Genomic DNA, 16,662 nt, shown 5'->3' on the forward strand with positions numbered 1-16,662 from the left:
TATAAAATGAAAAAAATTGCATTCCTCGGTTTATTATTATTGTCGTGCCATGTGATGGCAAAAGAATCTTCATGTGATGATGCGTTAATTGAACAATTTCATAAGGCTAGGGAGTTGTATCTTTCAATACAAAGTATTCATACACAGGGCTACCAAAATCCCAAGATAGCAACATGGAAATCAGGAGTCGACAAGCTGAGCCAAAAATGCAACTCGATGTCATATATAAACTTGCCATTTGATAGAACCATAGGTACTCATGATTTGTACGATTTAATGGAAGCATATATCAACGGTAAAGGGATCGAAGAATGGCAAGCAAAATTTTCTCTAGCCCTTGTTTGTCACGAAACCCCTGCTGCCTGTTCAAAATATATAAGCAAAACCTCGCCCAATGATCTAGATGAGTTTTTGGACAGCAAGGATAATTAAGCTGCGTCGCGACATGGCATGTCGCCTAATAGTGGTTATTCCCCCAAGGTGAAAAATGGAAAATATCTACGAGATGGTTAGAAGCAACCCCGAGCTTTTCACTTGGGCAGTTGCTTTTATTAGTGCGCTCTGGATTGTATTTGTGTATTTTAATAAGAAATCCCACGATAAATCGATGGAGAAACTAAAGCACTCCTACAAAATAAAGGAAGCAGAGGTTCTTCATATAATCAATAAACTGCAAAATTTAGAGGAGTTGGCGGGGGAGGCAAAAGAATCTGCCATCAGCTATCAGCCCGCCGCGCACAAAAGAGAGCATTGCTCAAGAACGCAAATAAAACTGGAAGAGCTTGCTGGTCAGCTTGGAAAGTATCAACCATTAGTGCAGGCCATAAGAGATCTAAGTAATCGCTGTGCAATTATGACTGAAGACGATTCGCATGATACATGCAGGGAAGAAGTTCTAGCGTTCTATCAAGCTCTATTAAAAGAGTCTGGAAGTGTTAAGAGGAGCATTACAACCTAACAATGCGCTCACTGGGGCCGCGCCGGTTAGCACCAACGTTATGAATGCCTACAAAGGGTCGTGTGCGCCGATCCTGATTCCCCACGACTCAACAGCCTGTGCGCTACACTGAAAGGTGCGCCGATTTCCCATTTGCAGGGGCGCTCGCCAAATACCTGCTAAGTGCGGAGCACCGCCATCATGCCAGTCCTACAAATAGACGTTGAAACCCGCCTTGCAATCGCACAGGCGATCATGGAAAGCCCCGAAACCATCTCCATCATTACCCTGCCATCCGGCGTGAAGCTACGGCTGCTCAATCACTTCGGCCATGTCGCCCTGGAGGTGATCGCTGGGGAGGATTTGTTTGGTGATGTCCAGGTCGTGACTGGGCCACCTGTAGAAGTGGATGCATAGGAGAAAGGCCGTCTCGCGAGACGGCCTTTTCACAACAGTTGTTTGCGGCGTAATTCGTTCACCGTGGGTTTGCGGTTTGTTGCCGTGGATTGACGGACGGTGCCGCCCTGTTCACTCGGGCTCCCATGGTAGCTTTCGAGGGTGCAATTTTGCGTCGCTTCCACCAGTCGGCGGCTCCGGCGTTCTTCGGGGCTAAGGCCAATTTCGCTTGCCCACTTTTCCCTGTCAGCGTCTAGGGGCGGCTCCGGCTGTAGCAGCGGTGGCATGTCAGGCACGGCATCAGCCTGCCAGTGAGGGGGCTGGTAGGTTTGCACCGGGGTCATGTCTCCCTGCTGATCGACGGCTTTGGCCAATGCGTACGCGACTCTCCTAGCAGCTTCCATTTCGGTCAGGTTGTTGACGTTGATTTGCGTGTTATACACAGCGTCGGGGTCATCTTTTGCGGGGGCTGGCCACAATCTGGAGAGCCCCTGTCGGATAAATTCAGCTGGGTTTGCCTCGGCGAATTTCAACAGCCACTTCACGCCACCCAATTTTTCGTAGCAGTACATCAGGTCCGCACTCATCCTATCGGTCAGCAGTTTTCGAGCTTCACGATCAATGGACTTTCCAGCTACTCGTCCGCCGGTCTTGGGTTGGCCTGTTCGCGCTGTCATTTCAATCAGCCCCCAGCGTGACCACGACCGCCTTCAGGTTGCCGCTATCGTCGTACTCAAGATGCGCCTTGGCACCCTGCACCACGGGCTGTTGGGGTTGTTCGTCGAGGTAGGCACGAAGCACCTCAGCGAGCGCTGAGGCCTCGGCCAAGCGGTTGGTGCTGGTAAAGGTGACGATGGCCATGTCAGTTACCTCGACGTGCCTGGATCATAGGTTCGAGCCTCGGCTAGAACTGGCGGCGCGATAGCCGGTGGCATGGGCGCGATGTCAGCGGGCACCATCCGCACGATCTGGCCCACTTCATTGCGCTGCACACGCCATTGCATCAGGCCAGCGTTCACCAGGTTGATCCGGCCAAGTTCATCGCGCTGGAAACTCATTTCCATGGCCTTTGGCGCTACTGCTCTTGGCGTTGGCGGGATCTGCCGAAAATCTGTCGTTGGTTCTGGCCTGTTGAAGTCGTCCATCAGTCGCCGAACATGCGCGGGTTGCTTGACTGGCCGCTGTTCCAGTGCAGCCTCGACGCGCTGATCGACCAGCCGCTGGATCGCGACGGCCAGATCATCATCGGCGGGCACCGGGATCTTTTCCGGCGACTGCCGGGCCATTTGCCGTTCAAGGATTTTCAACTTTGTGGAAGACATGACCGGGCCGCCTCTATGTGATTGCGTAAAGTAATTTGCTCTCCACCATGCCAGCTGACTTTATTATTCAGCAGGCCATCGAGCTTGCGCACTAGTTCGTCGTGGCCGCCGACTAACACCAGCGCGTCACGGACTTGTAAAGCTTCCAAGATCAATTCGTTCCCACAGGTGATAGTGTCCATGATTATCCCTCACTCAAGCCAAGTTTAATCGGGCGGACTGCTGCCTGGGCTACCGCCACGCCCGCCGTAGTTAGGCTCGCCAACTGTATCCGCTGGAGGCCCTTGAATTGCGCAGGATCGAACACCAGCACTTGCGCCGCCGAGCAGCTAAAGGTCAGAAAGTTGCCCAGGCTATCCTTGATCGGATAGTAATCGGTGGTGCCGTCCACATTGCCTTTGAAACCCAAAGCCGCCGTTGTCCATGAGCTGCTAATTTGCACGCAACTTAGGGTCAGCCCGGTTAAGTTAATGTCACCACTCAGGCCGTCAGCCGCCGTCGAAATATCTACAGCACAATGGGCGCGGTTAGAGGGTCTTGCTCTATTAACTTGTACAGTTGCCATTTTGAGTCACTCCCCTTTAAGTTTACGATTTTGCTTACGCTCTTTACGTTTGGCCCTGGCTTGCTCACGGTCCATTTGCGCTACCAACTTAGCCACCTTGCCGGATTTCATGGTTCAGCCCTTTAAATCGAGAAGCGTTCTGTAGCGCGCTTGAAGTTGCGGATCACGCATGTACTTGGCCCGCTCGCTCGGAATTTTAAGCATGGATTCGAATGCAGCAAGCTCGCGGGCAATGCCGGGGCCGTCTTTCGGAATGTTGTTGGCGCCTATTGCAGCGTTATACAAAAATTCCAAAACCTCGACTGTGTTGAGACTATGAACCCAATCACCCGTGAATTGGTCGAAGTGTTTCTGTTCACGCGCTGGTAGTGACTCAAGATAGTTTTGTGCCAGCGCGATTACTTGCTGTGCCGAGTGCTCGCCGTACTTCTGTTGCAGGGTCGCGTGGGTCTGGGCTTTGATTTGCTCGTTTCGCTTCACGACCCAAGCATATTGAGCGTCGTTCAATTGATCGAGGGGATCGGTAGAAGTAGTAGGTCCAGCACGTCCCTGTGCTGGTGCCTCTTGACCCCTCGCGCCAAGTTTTTCATTAAGCAAAGCCAGCCATTGAAAACTGGCTTTTAAAAACTGTTGTTTCTGTTGTTGGGTGCCACTAAGACCCTGAAGGTGATTACCAAAGGACTCGGCTAAAAAGTCCCCGACCAGATCTTTTGGGAGTGTAAAGTTATGCTGGCGTTGAACTTGCCGGGGTGCCTTCGTGGCGTTGTCCGTAAAAAATGAAATAGCGCTCTGGATCAGATGGTTCGGGTAGTTGAGGCTACTCATGTCCGAAAGAAAAACACCACCAACCCGGCCCAATATGATCCGCACTTGTTGTGGGGTTGTTCCAGGTGGCATCGGCGTGCCGAACAGCATCAGGCCCTGGCTTTGTTGGGGCTGCCGTTGGGCCTCGTCGATTTCCCGTGGGGTCAGCACATCAGTCCGACCCCACGTATCAGGACTGGGCGATAACGGCGCGAGCACCGGCAGGCCTTCGTTGTATGGGGCAATCTCACCGCTATCGTAAAGGTCGATTTCATTAGCCACGGCGCCCCCCCGGACCCCATAGGGTCATGTAATTTCCATTGCGGATTACTTCGACGCCGATACCTTGTAACGGGATCTGTAGACTGGACAGTCGCGATTTAACTTCAGCGTAACTTTCACCCGTCATCGGAAGTTCAGCTGCTTCGATAATCCGTTCGATCAATTGCGGTTCCTCGGTAACAAGGAAACCATATTTCTCTTTATCCGTCAGGCTGAAAATAGCGGCGATGATTTTCTGGCACATAGACATTGTGTTTTTCCCCATGATTTGTTGGGCGACGTAACTGGCGTTTGGCAGATGCTGCACAGCGCTCAGTAAAGCTTGCATAAGATGCATCACAATAAACTCGCTTTTTGCGGGGCTGCGTCGGCGCGTACAACTTGATTGCGCATGGTCAGCCAAGGACGCATACAAACCACATGGCACCGGGAGTTGTGAACCGGCTCGCCGCGAATATCTTTCTCGACGATAAGATCCAGGTGCGCGAGACGTTTGGCATCCTGCAAACACCATCGACATTGAGTATTCGACGTCGGGAAGTGTTCCAGTCGGTAGCGCATTTGTTCGATGGTGGGCGGGGTGGCTAATGACACCAACGACCAACTACCATCGGTGTTTCTCCACAGACCAACGCCATGGTTTACGAGTTCGGTGTGGGTTTCGGCCTTTTTAAGGTAGTGAATTAGTTCTTCCAGATCGGGCGCACTGTCACCCATCGAAGCCGTGGCGAACTTGGCGATGGAAGTCAGTTCGCCACGATAGGAAATAAACTGTATCGCAACTTCTTGGATGCTGGCGTTAATTCGAGCGTCCATAGTCAGCCCCTGAGTGATGCGTGTTGCAGAAGTTGTTGCAGAGCATCTTCTTGGCTGATGGCATTCTTCACAACGACAACACCGTCACTGTTACGCACCGCCGACCACAGTTCCTCAGGGCCGCAGTACACGAGTTTGTGATTCGATGGGAGTTTCTCACCAATCGAGCACATTAATGAGGGGAGATGGGATTCATAAAGCTTGTGAACTTCAGCGTAGCCATGGCCTGCTTGGAGGACCAAGTAACGGGAGTAAAGAGTGCGCCCAGCGTCGATCAAAATCAATTCATCGAATGGCTGGAACTGATGCGCCACGGTGGCGTAAAAACTTGATTCGCTTAACCTCTCTGGCGGTGTCCCGGCAGGATAAATAATGCGAAATTCATTACCAGCGGCTTCGCGCAGCTTTACATCGCGTGGGGTCAAGGAAGCAACGGGGTGGTGCTGTTCGACAGCAACATCGGAACGCGACATGGTGGGGATACTCCGAACAATGGATTTGTTGGAGTAAACATACTGCGAAGCGTGGTTGTTGTATGGCCCAAAAAGGAAATAGGCTGTTGTTCTAAAGTTAAAGCAACAGTGTTTTTAACTGATTGTAGACAGTGCGCCATCCACAGGGTTTACCGGCTCTATCCGTCTTGCCGTCTGGATAGATCCGCTTGGTCAACCATATTGCGCGGGCCGTATCAGTGCCGGTCCAGTTCACCAGTTGCAAGCGATACAGTTCGACACCGGCGTCAATGGCGTCATGCTTGCGGCTGGTCTTAGTGGCCCCAGCGTGCAGCGCACGCGCCTTCATGGCCGTGGCCTTGTCGGGATCTGGCGCAGGTTGTTGGGCCTGGAGCCGTTGCAGTTCCACCCTCGACCACTCCAGTTCATCGAGCAGTGCGTTGTTCCTCTGGTACAGATCAGGTGGGAGTCGGCGACGTAGCTGCTGCATATCGGGCATGGATGATCCCATCGTCGTGCTGGTCATAACCATTTCCCTCCTTTATCGCGCAGCCTTATGCCGTTGAAGACTTTCGTACCTGATGGAACCCATGGCCTGGTATCGAAGTAGGGATCGAACAGATCCAACAACGTGTGAAACCGCTTCGCTCTGATATTCAAGCGCACTGCACAACCTCCTGAGCCGCTGCTAGCGACGTTTTCTCGATCTGGCCCCTGTCCGTGCATGGTGAATTTTTAGCGCGTCTCCTACGCGACCCTGCGCTTTTTGGCCTACCCAAAAACCACCAAAAATGCGGTTTTTGACCCCTTCCGTGACCCTGATGTAACCCCGCGAGCGCCGAAACCAATGTTTATGGGCCTTTCAGGCCGATATTCAGCGGATCAAGTGTCCGTTTTACCGCTAAAAATGGGCCGTTTTGCACAAGCGGTGCCGCCGTTCTAGATGCTCCGGGACCAATTACTGAACTCTCAAGCTTTCTAATTGTGTGCGTCCAACTACTGGATCTGTCATAGCAAACCCCGTTCTTTGACCAAACGCACCAGCAGTTCCGCATAGGTTTCACCAGGGCGCTTGATGGCCGTTACAGCAGCAACCTCATCGGGTGACAGCCATAGGTCAAGCGACAGCCAACCCTCAGCTTGCCTCTGCCGCCGTAACAACCGCATGCGCTTGGCATCCTTGCCACGAGCCTTGGGCCTTGGCACCACTCGCAAATAATCGGTCGCCAGCATCTGCTCTGCGTCGGCGGGACTGAGGATCGTCTGCACCTGACTTTCCCGCGCCATCAAGAATGCTTTCATTTCACCACCTCGCTGGAGGGGGCGGATGACTCCCCCCACTTCACCATTCCTAAAGGAAGACATATTGGATGACAGCCCCCTGTCTTCCTCTGAAACCCACAGCCCGTATGGTCTCCTTGCCGTTAAGAAGACGGAAGTCAGAAAACCCCTTATACCCACCACCACAAAGGTTTTTAGTAGTTAGGTATATATATGTATTGTCTTCTGTCTTCTTAAGAGCAAATAACCCCTCTAGGCTGGGCTTTCCAGAGGAAGACAGACCCCCGTCTTCCTCTCGTCTTCCGTATTCCTTAAAGCACCGCCTCATCAGGTGGTGCATCCTTGCTCCACGTCAGCCGCTTGTAACCCACTCCGCCCCGGCTTAATTTGACCTCCACAAAAAAACCTTCGTCCACCAGTGCCTTGACTACGGCGGCGCGTTCCTTGGTGTTTTCCCTCCATGGGCGGCAGTAATCCGTGATGTATTTAGCTGGCAAGCAGCCGCGTTTTTTATGTAGTGCGATAGCACTGTCTTTTTTGAAGAGCGCCACCAATGCATTGCGTACCCTACTGAAGACATCGGTTGCACCACCCCCCTCATCATCGAACTTCGTCGCGAACTTCAGCACCGCCCAACGCACCAGACGTACCGCCCATGCGAAGCTATCCGGTGTCACCTTCAACTCATCACCGGCGAGTGCGTGGAGCATGGCAACCTGTAGAACCTTCTCCGCGTACCGTCCCCATACACCCGGCAGATCCTGCGCCAACTCCGCGCCGTACTGGCATTCGCGTTGCCAGTCGTTGTAAAACTCCAGATAAACTTCCAGCACATACGGCTGCACCCCCGAGGGGGGTGATCCATTGGGGTCGAAAAATTCGACAAACTTCTTCGCCTGTATCGCCGTCGCCCACTTCACCACTTCGGCAGGTAGTGCCGTTTGTGGCAGACCACTTCCAATAGGTGGCAGACCCTCCACCACGAATGGCAGGAAACGGTTGAGCATTCCGTCCGCCGTCGCGGCTGCATTGAGCAAACCAATGTTGCGTGTGACGCCTAGACCCACGGCCGAAAGGAACGGGTATTCCAGAGCTGGCATATCCTTTGCGCGCTTGTCGTGACCGGAATATTCAATACCTGGGATATGCGGTTTGGTCGCTGCATCGTGCAATTCCATCATCAAGGTCGCTTTGTTGTACGCCGGTGATCCTTGCGGCGCCGACATCATGCCGATCAGCTCCTTGACCATTTCTTCATTGGCCCAAACCACTTGCGAGACCTTGGCGAACTTCCACAACATGGCCTCCGGCGAGCCGAACCGATTGGTGAAATGCAGCACGGCAGGAAATACCTTTTGGTCGCTAAGCTGTTTCGCCGCTTCTTCTGCGGCTCGGATGACGGCAGCCTTGCCGGACTCGGAGGGTGCAAACAGCAACATCCACAGGTTGCACCGAAGGTCTCGCGGCAGCCTGACGTTGCGCCCGATGAACGCTTGGACAAACAGCAGCACGCTGCACAGGGCAAAGGTCGGGTGAACCCGAAAGGCATTCTCCTTTTGCCACTTCATGTAGGTTTTCATGACAGGAGGCGCGGTATCGATGATCTGTTCAAGTTCGTCGTCAACCGGCTGTTCTGGATCATCGAGCAGGACTCTATCCACGTCGATAACTCGACCATTCAGGTGGTCAAGGTCATTACCCGGCTCAGGCTGCGCGTAGTCGGCGCCGTAGGCCGCTGAATCAAACACTACATCAGCATCCAGTTCGCGCTCTACCACTTCCTGAATGCGATCCCCGAGGGTTTGGCGTTCATCTGGACTGGTGTTGCGGTCTAATACGATCTGCGCGTGGTAGTGTTGTATCTCTCGTGTGTGATCGTCAGCAGACCATGCGATGCCAGCGTAATTATCACCAATGACCACCAGCGCCTTATGGGCGTCCGGGCCTTTGAAGTTGAGAGGTAGATAGTTGACCATGTGCAACTCCCCCGGTATTGCCAAGTAAACAACCGGGGTTTATATTGACCTCGGTGCGTTCATCACCAAACCCTAAACCTTCCAAGTTACCCTTTCGACTTGGAAGGTTTTTTATTTCTGTTTTTCATCGCGTAGACTGTACAACTCATTTTCACTAAAATAATTTTGGTACAGAATTAACACCGCCATGCCCGTCATGATTACACTCCCTCCCGCACGGTCTGACTTTCTAGAAAGGCGTCTAAATCCCTTTTCCAATAAAAAACCTTGCTGCCAACTTTAATGTAGGGGATGGGATAACGCTTCTCGCAGCGCCACACATTAAGAGTGTTTTCGGTAATGCCGATATAGGCGGCTGCTTCTTTATGGTGGAGACGTTCGCTTTGCATGACTTGACCTCACCGAATGGAACTGCCAGAACATCTAGCAGCGTCGATGAGGTCAGACTAATCGCAATTTAAATTAATATCGGGTTAGACTTTTACTGATTCCTAACCCGTTTTTTCGTCAAGGATTCCGTAGATTTGGCCACTGGCGATGTTTATGTCCACTTCAAGGTGGTGACGTACTTCAGGGTCCGTGGGTTGGTCAAGGACCTCGGCCTCAATCAGCCCCTTCATTCCATCGTAAATCTGCTTAATCCGAGCCGAACTAAGATGGTATTTATCACCTACGGTTTTGTAGGCGCCGATCTTCTTGTTGTTGTCTTTTAACGGCAACCGATCAACAGCCCGATTGTTCAGCTCCCAGACTTCCCGCGCAATTTTGTAGTGCCGCTTGAAGGTGGCGCTCTTTCCTTTGGTATTTAACTCATCATCAGCCCTGCGCCCGTCCGCGATCTGTTCGAATGCCGTAGCGAAGTAATCGGCCAGACCCTTCGGTGGGACTTTACCCCACCGAAGGTATCTGGCCATGCAGAGCACCAACGCCCGCGCTGCTACATCGTCACCAGCCTTTGCCGCTTTAATGTGGGGATCGAACCAGAGGTGTTTCATGACGCGGCCCCCCGGATCGGCACCACGTTATCGGCGGCAGTCGCTTCTATATGGTCGGCCACCGCTTGCCAGCCGGCGCGCAGGGTTTCTTTCAGCTTTCTGATGTAATTCGTGTCAGTCACATCGTCTTTACGCTTGTGGTTCATCAGTCGTTTCAAGGTGCTGGACGACACCAGTTCGTCAGCGATGGACGCGAACAGACTGCGCAGCATTTTTGATGTGAACGGAATGCCGGTTACTGCCGACAGTTCATGCGCCAGTTCGTTGGCCTGTGCGGGGGTGATGGGAAACAGGCGGTCAGTCGGTCCCTTACCTTCGGCATTCCGTTGAGCGATTTCCTGTGCACAGGCCGAAAGCAGTAGGACATGATCCGTGCGATTTTTGGTGTCGTGTAGGCGTATCTCATCGCCAACCAAATCGCCGACCAACACCTTCAATGGCTCACCTGGGCGGCAGCCAGTCAGCACGAGAAAAGCTATATAGTCCGCCACCGGTGACGGCGGCAGTGCATGCAGCGCCCGCCACCATTCGCCCAGATGGGTCAGCAGGTGCTCGACCGGCCCGGTTTCACTAACGCCAGCCTTCTCTAGATAGATGCGGTCCGCTTCGCGGGTTTCGACGCTGAAAGGGTCTTGTGGGATTTTGACGGCGTAGAAACGCAGAATGGCCGCCAGCGTTTGCATCGCATAAAAGGCCTGCCGCCCGCTATGCCGCTTGAGGTTTTCAGCGTGCAGCGCCTTTATGTCGTCGGCGCTAATGGCGTAGATCGACTTGTTGGCCAGACGCGCAAGGGTGCCGCCTTTCGTGCGCTTACCAGCCGCCGTCAATCGACTGGGTTTGATCATGGCCAGATAGTCGGCTTTTGTCCGTGCCTTGAGCGGCAGTTTGTCAGTGCGTCTCCTTTTATCAGTGACGTACTGGTTGACGGCTTCGGCCAGTGTCAGGGATTGGGCCTTGCCCACACGCTTGGCCGCGTTCGGGCTCTGGCCTTCGGCGATCTGGTGAATGATTTCCTTCGCCCGCTTCCGCGCTTGGTCGATGCCCATGATCGGGTAAGGGTGCTCGCCGACTTTGACACGCTCAGGCTTTCCATTCACCCGTTGGAAAATATAGAAGGTCTTTGTGCCGTTGGCGGTGACGCGTAGTTGGAGGCCGTTGACCTTCGTGTCGTGATAGGTAACCCGTGTCCCAGGTTCAGGCAATGGCAGTGCATCCAGCGCCGCAATAGTGAAGGTGATTTTCTGGGTGGGTGCCCGCTTACTGCTCATCGGAGTTACCTCCTTGGGTTACGCTCGGGTTACGCAACAGGTGTAACCCGGTGTATTTCAATGTAACCCCATAAAGCGCTGAAGGCCCCTAACTCATTAGTACATAAAGGATTATAAAATTGCGTAAAAGCGGATAAAACATTCTTTATGCGGCATTCATCGCCGGTTTTTTTTCGCCTGCGAAAAATCAGGTAAGCTGCGCGCCTTTCTACTTCACCCCGTGAGGCTTGTCCCGTGTTAGTCAAAGCGCTTCGTGTCGGCCTCGGCCAGCTGATCATCTTCATCGATTTCATCACCCGCCCAAGCAAGAAGCAGCGCCCGGCTGCCGCTCAGGCCCAGGTCGAGCAGGCCTCCAAAGGCCTGACCCTGTATCAGTTCCACGCCTGCCCGTTCTGCGTGAAAACCCGCCGCACCCTGCGCCGCCTGAATGTGCCGGTGGCCCTGCGTGATGCGAAGAACAACGAACAGGATCGCCAGACCCTGCTGGATCAAGGCGGCAAGATCAAGGTGCCGTGCCTGCGTATCGAAGAAAATGGCCAGACCACCTGGATGTATGAGTCCAAGGTGATCATCGAGTATCTGGACAAGCGATTTGCGGCAGCCTGATATTACTGTGCTGCACTGACGTCTGCGGGAATCGGCCGGACGGCCCGGACACCGCACATTTCAGACAACGATAAACCGGCCCTTTGGCCGGTTTATTCGTTTCTGCCCTCCCCTCAGGCCGCCTGCGCAGCCTGGACCTGGCGCCGGGGAAAACGCCAGCATCGAAAGACGGAGCATTTCTGACACCTGTTCTGGCGCTTTCGCGGGCACCGAAGCGCCGCCCGCCCCCACGGCAAACACGTCTAGACCGGCGATATATCCCTATTGCCGATCTTTTCGTCGACAAAATCAAAAACATTATTTGCTTTCTTTGTATACAAAAGCATAATTCGCTTCGTGCGAGTTCCTGACCGAATAGTCAACAAATTCGCAAGTGCCTCAAAGAGCCGCTGCCCTCCTTGCGTGTCCGGCTCTGGAAATAACAATAAAACTCTTGAGGAGTACTCGCTGTGGAAAGCCGCAAATCCGAAGCATCGACGCTGGATCTCTCGCCGCCTTTACGCACTGGCTGGCTGGAGCGCCTGTTTAAACTCAGCTTGCATGGCACCACGGTGAAGACCGAGCTGATTGCAGGTCTTACTACCTTCATCACCATGGCCTACATCATTTTCGTCAACCCCAACATCATGGCCGATGCCGGGATTGACCACGGCGCGGCCTTCGTCGCGACCTGTATCGCCGCGGCACTCGGTTGCCTGTTGATGGGCCTGTACGCCAACTGGCCGGTCGGCCTGGCACCGGGCATGGGCTTGAACGCATTCTTCACCTACACCGTGGTCGGCACCATGGGCTACAACTGGGAAACCGCACTGGGCGCAGTGTTCGTGTCCGGTGTGTTGTTCATGATTCTGACGTTCTCCCGGATCCGTGAATGGCTGCTCAATAGCATTCCGGTGAGCCTGCGCTTCGCCATGGGTGCCGGTGTGGGCCTGTTTCTGGGGCTGATCGGTTTGAAAACCGCCGGCATCGTTGTCGACAGCCCGGCGACCTTGATCAAACTCGGCTCCCTGCGCGAGCCCGGCCCGCTGCTCGCGGCCATCTGCTTCCTGATGATCGCCGTACTGAGCTACCACCGCGTGTTCGGTGCAATCCTCATCAGTATCATCACTGTGACCCTGGCCGGTTGGGGCCTGGGCCTGGTGCATTACGAAGGGATCATGTCCGCTCCACCCAGCCTGGCCCCGACCTGGATGGCCATGAACGTTGCCGGCGTGTTCAACGTCAGCATGATCAGCGTGGTGCTGGCGTTCCTCTTCGTGCACATGTTCGACACGGCCGGTACCTTGATGGGCGTCGCCCAGCGCGCCAATCTGGTCGGTGAAGACGGCAAGATCGAAAACCTCTCCCGTGCCATGAAAGCCGACAGCGCTTCCAGCGTATTTGGCGCGGTGGTCGGTGTGCCGCCAGTCACCAGCTATGTAGAAAGCGCCGCGGGTGTGGCCGCGGGTGGTCGGACAGGTCTTACCGCGGTAACCGTTGGCGTGCTATTTATTGCGGCGATGTTCTTCGCACCGCTGGCCGGGATGATTCCCGCCTACGCCACCGCTGGCGCACTGATTTATGTGGCGATGCTGATGATGGGCGGCATGGAGCACATCAAATGGAGCGATGCCACCGACAGCATTCCAGCGATCGTCACCGCAATCATGATGCCGCTGACCTTTTCGGTAGCCGATGGTATCGCCCTGGGCTTTATCACCTACGTGGTGCTCAAGGCCGGTACCGGTAAACACAAGGAAATCTCGGTCAGCCTGTGGGTCCTGTGCGCGATCTTCATTGCCAAGTTCATTTTCTTGTAGGTAGGACGCACTGTCGGCTGCGGCGAAACGCCCGCAGCCTGGTGCTTTAAACGCCTCACCCGGTCGGGTGGGGCTTTTGCATAAATGGAGGAAAGTAATGAGTCTGGAAACCTGGCTGCTGTTCAGTGGCGCTGCCCTGGTGGTCATCCTGATCCCGGGCCCCTTGTCGTTGCTGATGATCAGCAACAGCTTGAATTACGGCTTGCGCCGTTCCTACCCGGCGTTTCTCGGCGGGGTGTTCGCCTCGATCTGCCTGTTGAGCGCATCGGCGCTGGGCCTCGGCGCCCTGCTGCTGGCGTCGGAGCAGCTGTTCAGCGCCCTGAAGATTGTCGGTGCGCTGTACCTGTTCTACCTCGCCTGGCAGAGCTGGCAGCAATCACGGCAACCGGCTCACGCCACTGAAGTCCCGCAAGCGGCAGCGGTTCCGCGTTTTCGGGCGCTGTTCGGACGCGCGTTTGTACTGGGCGCGAGCAATCCGAAGGACATCCTGTTTTTTGCCGCCTTCCTGCCGCAGTTCCTCACGGCGCAACAACCCTTCCTACCGCAATTGCTGATCATGATCCTTACCTGGACCCTGCTCGACCTGTGCTGCAAGCTGGCCTACGGTCTCGGTGCCCACGGCGCGGCGCGCTACCTGCGAAGCGGCAAGGGCCAGAGCTGGTTCAACCGGGTCAGTGCCGGGTTGTTCAGCGGAGCGGGTACTGCATCGCTGTTGAGCCGCTAAGAGCATCGTTGGCAAGCCAACGCCTACAGGACCCGTGCAATACCTGTAGAGCTGGCTTGCCAGCAAAAGCGACGGTCCAGGCACTACATTTCCACAGACGAAAAAAAGCCCGCAGTGTGAGCGGGCGAAAGACCAAAGAAGCTTTTTGCGCAGATTCTTGGGGGAGATCTAGCTTCCTCTGTAGGTCGAATAGCTATACGGCGAGATCAGCAACGGCACATGGTAGTGATCCTGCTCTGCCGAGATGCCGAAGCGCAGCACCACCACATCCAGAAACGCTGGTTCCGGCAGTTGCACACCGCGAGCGCGGTAGTAGTCGCCGGCATGAAACTGCAGCTGATAGACCCCGGAGCGGTAGTCATCGCCTTGCAACAAAGGCGCATCGCAACGGCCGTCGCTGTTGGTCAGTGCGCTGGCGACCAATTCCAGCTGCGAACCTTCAACGCGGTACAACTCGACCTTGATCGAGCTGCCCGGGCAACCGTGTGCTGCGTCCAAAACGTGTGTAGTCAAACGTCCCATTGATTCTGCGCGCCTGCCTGCGTGCACAGCAGCCAGGCTCCGCGCCTCCCGGAGTCAGTTAAAAAGGAGACCGCACCCTTTCGGAGCACCGAAAGCGGCGGCGAGCGACTGATTAAGACACTTTTCAAAAAAATTGTACACAATAAAAACGACATTTTTCTACGCGCCCCGACCAACCGGGCTTTCATACCAATCATCCGCTAAACCATGCGCTGCAACGACCCCTCATCTAATAGCTGACCACTCAGGCAGGTTTATTGCAGTACCACCTGAAGATGACAGTTGGTGAAAAATGCAAAAATTCAGGCTTACAAAGCGCACATAAAGTTGTATACAATCAATCCATCGCTGTGACGCCAGCCTGTCACCTCACCACCAGGCCGCCACACCACCCTTATCGCGAATAAGCAAACTCGAACAAGAAGGAAGACTGCAGTGAGCGCTGATTACCCACGCGACCTGATCGGTTACGGCAGTAACCCTCCCCATCCACACTGGCCGGGCAATGCCCGCATCGCCCTGTCCTTCGTGCTCAACTACGAGGAAGGTGGCGAGCGCAACATCCTGCACGGTGACAAGGAGTCGGAAGCCTTCCTCTCGGAAATGGTCTCGGCGCAACCGCTGCAAGGCGCGCGCAACATGAGCATGGAATCCTTGTACGAGTATGGCAGCCGTGCCGGCGTCTGGCGGATCCTGAAACTGTTCAAGGAATTCGACATCCCCCTGACCGTCTTCGCCGTGGCCATGGCCGCCCAGCGCCACCCGGACGTGATCCGCGCCATGGTCGAGGCCGGTCACGAAATCTGCAGCCACGGTTACCGCTGGATCGACTACCAGTACATGGACGAAGCGCAAGAGCGCGAGCACATGCTCGAAGCCATCCGCATCCTCACCGAAATCACCGGCGAGCGTCCGCTGGGCTGGTACACCGGTCGCACGGGCCCCAACACCCGCAAGCTGGTGATGGAAGAAGGCGGTTTCCTCTACGACTGCGACACCTACGACGACGACCTGCCCTACTGGGAACCGAACAACCCGACCGGCAAGCCGCATCTGGTGATCCCGTACACTCTGGACACCAACGACATGCGCTTTACCCAGGTCCAGGGTTTCAACAAGGGCGACGACTTCTTCGAGTACCTCAAGGACGCCTTCGACGTGCTGTACGCCGAAGGTGCCGAGGCCCCGAAGATGCTCTCGATCGGCCTGCATTGCCGCCTGATCGGCCGTCCGGCGCGTCTGGCCTCGCTCAAGCGCTTTATCGAATACGCTAAAAGCCATGAACAGGTGTGGTTCAGCCGTCGCGTTGACATCGCTCGTCACTGGCAAGCAACCCACCCGTACCAAGGGCCTGCAGAATGAGCCACTTCCAAACCCTGAAGCCATCGACCCTGGGCCGCGACGCGTTCGTCAACGCCTTCGCCGATATCTATGAACACTCGCCATGGGTCGCCGAAAAGGCCTTCGACCTGGGCCAGGACGCTTCGATCGACGAGATCGAAACCCTGCACCAGCGCATGAGCGACATCCTGTTGAGCGCCGATCATGACCGCCAGTTGGCCCTGATCAACGCTCACCCGGACCTGGCCGGCAAAGCCGCCGTCCAGGGTCAACTGACCGAAGCCAGCACCAATGAACAAGCCGGCGCCGGTATTCACCAATGCACGGCCGAAGAGTTTTCTCGCTTCACCGAGCTGAACGACGCCTATAAAGCCAAGTTCAAGTTTCCCTTCATCATGGCGGTAAAAGGCAGCAACCGGCATCAGATCCTCGCAGCGTTCGAAACGCGTATCCACAACCCGGTCGACACCGAGTTCAAATGCGCGCTGGCAGAGATCAACAAGATCGCCCTGTTCCGATTACTGACCCTATAGCAAGCCTGGCCCTGCGATTTCATGAACGCCGAAATCAACCAGA

Annotated in this window: 24 protein-coding genes; 8 read left to right on the top strand and 16 right to left on the bottom strand. The window is 54.9% G+C overall.

What is annotated here, in order from left to right:
• Positions 1-6: 6 nt before the first annotated feature.
• The 3 genes from CKW07_RS25165 to CKW07_RS05575 all read left to right on the top strand — a co-directional run bounded on the left by CKW07_RS25165 (position 7) and on the right by CKW07_RS05575 (position 1,354).
• Positions 7-432, top strand: coding sequence for a hypothetical protein (locus tag CKW07_RS25165; protein ID WP_141234422.1), 426 nt, complete (start codon positions 7-9; stop codon positions 430-432).
• Positions 433-487: 55 nt separating this feature from the next.
• Positions 488-958 (top strand): hypothetical protein, encoded by a 471-nt coding sequence (locus CKW07_RS05570; protein WP_095143957.1) that lies wholly within the window; start codon positions 488-490, stop codon positions 956-958.
• A 180-nt stretch (positions 959-1,138) separates the two neighbouring features.
• On the top strand, positions 1,139-1,354 hold the full coding sequence (locus tag CKW07_RS05575) for a hypothetical protein (protein ID WP_095143958.1): 216 nt from the start codon (positions 1,139-1,141) through the stop codon (positions 1,352-1,354).
• A gap of 29 nt (positions 1,355-1,383) precedes the next feature.
• On the opposite strand, the gene CKW07_RS05580 is transcribed toward CKW07_RS05575, so the two are convergent.
• The 15 genes from CKW07_RS05580 to CKW07_RS05655 all read right to left on the bottom strand — a co-directional run bounded on the left by CKW07_RS05580 (position 1,384) and on the right by CKW07_RS05655 (position 11,094).
• Positions 1,384-2,010 carry a hypothetical protein gene (locus tag CKW07_RS05580; protein ID WP_095143959.1) on the bottom strand — a complete coding sequence of 209 codons (627 nt, stop codon included), beginning with the start codon at positions 2,008-2,010 and terminating at the stop codon, positions 1,384-1,386.
• Between the two features lies 1 nt (position 2,011).
• Complete coding sequence (locus CKW07_RS05585; protein ID WP_095143960.1) at positions 2,012-2,194, bottom strand: hypothetical protein; 183 nt, start codon at positions 2,192-2,194, stop codon at positions 2,012-2,014.
• 5 nt (positions 2,195-2,199) lie between these two features.
• Positions 2,200-2,655 carry a hypothetical protein gene (locus tag CKW07_RS05590; protein ID WP_141234423.1) on the bottom strand — a complete coding sequence of 152 codons (456 nt, stop codon included), beginning with the start codon at positions 2,653-2,655 and terminating at the stop codon, positions 2,200-2,202.
• Complete coding sequence (locus CKW07_RS05595; RefSeq protein WP_095143962.1) at positions 2,637-2,837, bottom strand: hypothetical protein; 201 nt, start codon at positions 2,835-2,837, stop codon at positions 2,637-2,639. The genes CKW07_RS05590 and CKW07_RS05595 overlap by 19 nt, the downstream gene beginning before the upstream one ends.
• 2 nt (positions 2,838-2,839) lie before the next feature.
• Complete coding sequence (locus CKW07_RS25170; protein ID WP_141234424.1) at positions 2,840-3,220, bottom strand: hypothetical protein; 381 nt, start codon at positions 3,218-3,220, stop codon at positions 2,840-2,842.
• A 114-nt stretch (positions 3,221-3,334) separates the two neighbouring features.
• A complete protein-coding gene (locus CKW07_RS05605; protein WP_095143964.1) occupies positions 3,335-4,306 on the bottom strand; it encodes a hypothetical protein in 972 nt (323 codons plus the stop codon).
• Entirely contained in the window at positions 4,299-4,634 is a 336-nt protein-coding gene (locus CKW07_RS05610) for a hypothetical protein (RefSeq protein ID WP_141234425.1), read from the bottom strand. Before CKW07_RS05610 ends, CKW07_RS05605 begins: the two co-directional genes overlap by 8 nt.
• Before the next feature lie 8 nt (positions 4,635-4,642).
• Entirely contained in the window at positions 4,643-5,122 is a 480-nt protein-coding gene (locus tag CKW07_RS05615) for a hypothetical protein (RefSeq protein WP_095143966.1), read from the bottom strand.
• A 2-nt stretch (positions 5,123-5,124) separates the two neighbouring features.
• Positions 5,125-5,595, bottom strand: coding sequence for a hypothetical protein (locus CKW07_RS05620; protein ID WP_095143967.1), 471 nt, complete (start codon positions 5,593-5,595; stop codon positions 5,125-5,127).
• 97 nt (positions 5,596-5,692) lie between these two features.
• Positions 5,693-6,100, bottom strand: a complete 408-nt coding sequence (locus CKW07_RS05625; RefSeq protein ID WP_141234426.1) for a hypothetical protein — start codon at positions 6,098-6,100, stop codon at positions 5,693-5,695.
• A gap of 482 nt (positions 6,101-6,582) precedes the next feature.
• On the bottom strand, positions 6,583-6,876 hold the full coding sequence (locus tag CKW07_RS05630; protein ID WP_141234427.1) for a hypothetical protein: 294 nt from the start codon (positions 6,874-6,876) through the stop codon (positions 6,583-6,585).
• A 290-nt stretch (positions 6,877-7,166) separates the two neighbouring features.
• Positions 7,167-8,831 (bottom strand): hypothetical protein, encoded by a 1,665-nt coding sequence (locus CKW07_RS05640; protein ID WP_095143971.1) that lies wholly within the window; start codon positions 8,829-8,831, stop codon positions 7,167-7,169.
• Positions 8,832-9,031: 200 nt separating this feature from the next.
• Positions 9,032-9,220: a helix-turn-helix domain-containing protein gene (locus tag CKW07_RS05645; RefSeq protein WP_095143972.1), complete on the bottom strand. Its 189-nt coding sequence runs from the start codon at positions 9,218-9,220 to the stop codon at positions 9,032-9,034.
• A gap of 102 nt (positions 9,221-9,322) precedes the next feature.
• The gene (locus CKW07_RS05650) at positions 9,323-9,826 is read right to left on the bottom strand and encodes a hypothetical protein (RefSeq protein ID WP_095143973.1); all 504 of its coding nucleotides are present in this window, start codon (positions 9,824-9,826) and stop codon (positions 9,323-9,325) included.
• Positions 9,823-11,094, bottom strand: a complete 1,272-nt coding sequence (locus tag CKW07_RS05655) for an integrase family protein (RefSeq protein ID WP_095143974.1) — start codon at positions 11,092-11,094, stop codon at positions 9,823-9,825. The genes CKW07_RS05650 and CKW07_RS05655 overlap by 4 nt, the downstream gene beginning before the upstream one ends.
• A 234-nt stretch (positions 11,095-11,328) precedes the next feature.
• Between CKW07_RS05655 and CKW07_RS05660 the strand changes: the two genes are divergently transcribed.
• The 3 genes from CKW07_RS05660 to CKW07_RS05670 all read left to right on the top strand — a co-directional run bounded on the left by CKW07_RS05660 (position 11,329) and on the right by CKW07_RS05670 (position 14,223).
• Positions 11,329-11,700, top strand: coding sequence for a glutathione S-transferase N-terminal domain-containing protein (locus tag CKW07_RS05660; RefSeq protein ID WP_095143975.1), 372 nt, complete (start codon positions 11,329-11,331; stop codon positions 11,698-11,700).
• Positions 11,701-12,149: 449 nt separating this feature from the next.
• Positions 12,150-13,499, top strand: coding sequence for an NCS2 family permease (locus CKW07_RS05665; protein WP_095078350.1), 1,350 nt, complete (start codon positions 12,150-12,152; stop codon positions 13,497-13,499).
• Between the two features lie 97 nt (positions 13,500-13,596).
• Positions 13,597-14,223 carry a LysE family translocator gene (locus CKW07_RS05670; protein ID WP_095143976.1) on the top strand — a complete coding sequence of 209 codons (627 nt, stop codon included), beginning with the start codon at positions 13,597-13,599 and terminating at the stop codon, positions 14,221-14,223.
• Between the two features lie 168 nt (positions 14,224-14,391).
• On the opposite strand, the gene uraH is transcribed toward CKW07_RS05670, so the two are convergent.
• On the bottom strand, positions 14,392-14,745 hold the full coding sequence (gene uraH / locus CKW07_RS05675; RefSeq protein ID WP_095078352.1) for a hydroxyisourate hydrolase: 354 nt from the start codon (positions 14,743-14,745) through the stop codon (positions 14,392-14,394).
• Between the two features lie 435 nt (positions 14,746-15,180).
• Here uraH and puuE point away from each other — a divergent pair, with 435 nt between their 5' ends.
• Complete coding sequence (gene puuE / locus CKW07_RS05680) at positions 15,181-16,107, top strand: allantoinase PuuE (RefSeq protein ID WP_095143977.1); 927 nt, start codon at positions 15,181-15,183, stop codon at positions 16,105-16,107.
• Complete coding sequence (gene uraD / locus CKW07_RS05685) at positions 16,104-16,619, top strand: 2-oxo-4-hydroxy-4-carboxy-5-ureidoimidazoline decarboxylase (RefSeq protein WP_095143978.1); 516 nt, start codon at positions 16,104-16,106, stop codon at positions 16,617-16,619. Before puuE ends, uraD begins: the two co-directional genes overlap by 4 nt.
• Positions 16,620-16,662: the final 43 nt, after the last annotated feature.

Origin of the sequence: Pseudomonas sp. Irchel s3b6, from assembly GCF_900187415.1 — a bacterium.
GTDB lineage: Bacteria > Pseudomonadota > Gammaproteobacteria > Pseudomonadales > Pseudomonadaceae > Aquipseudomonas.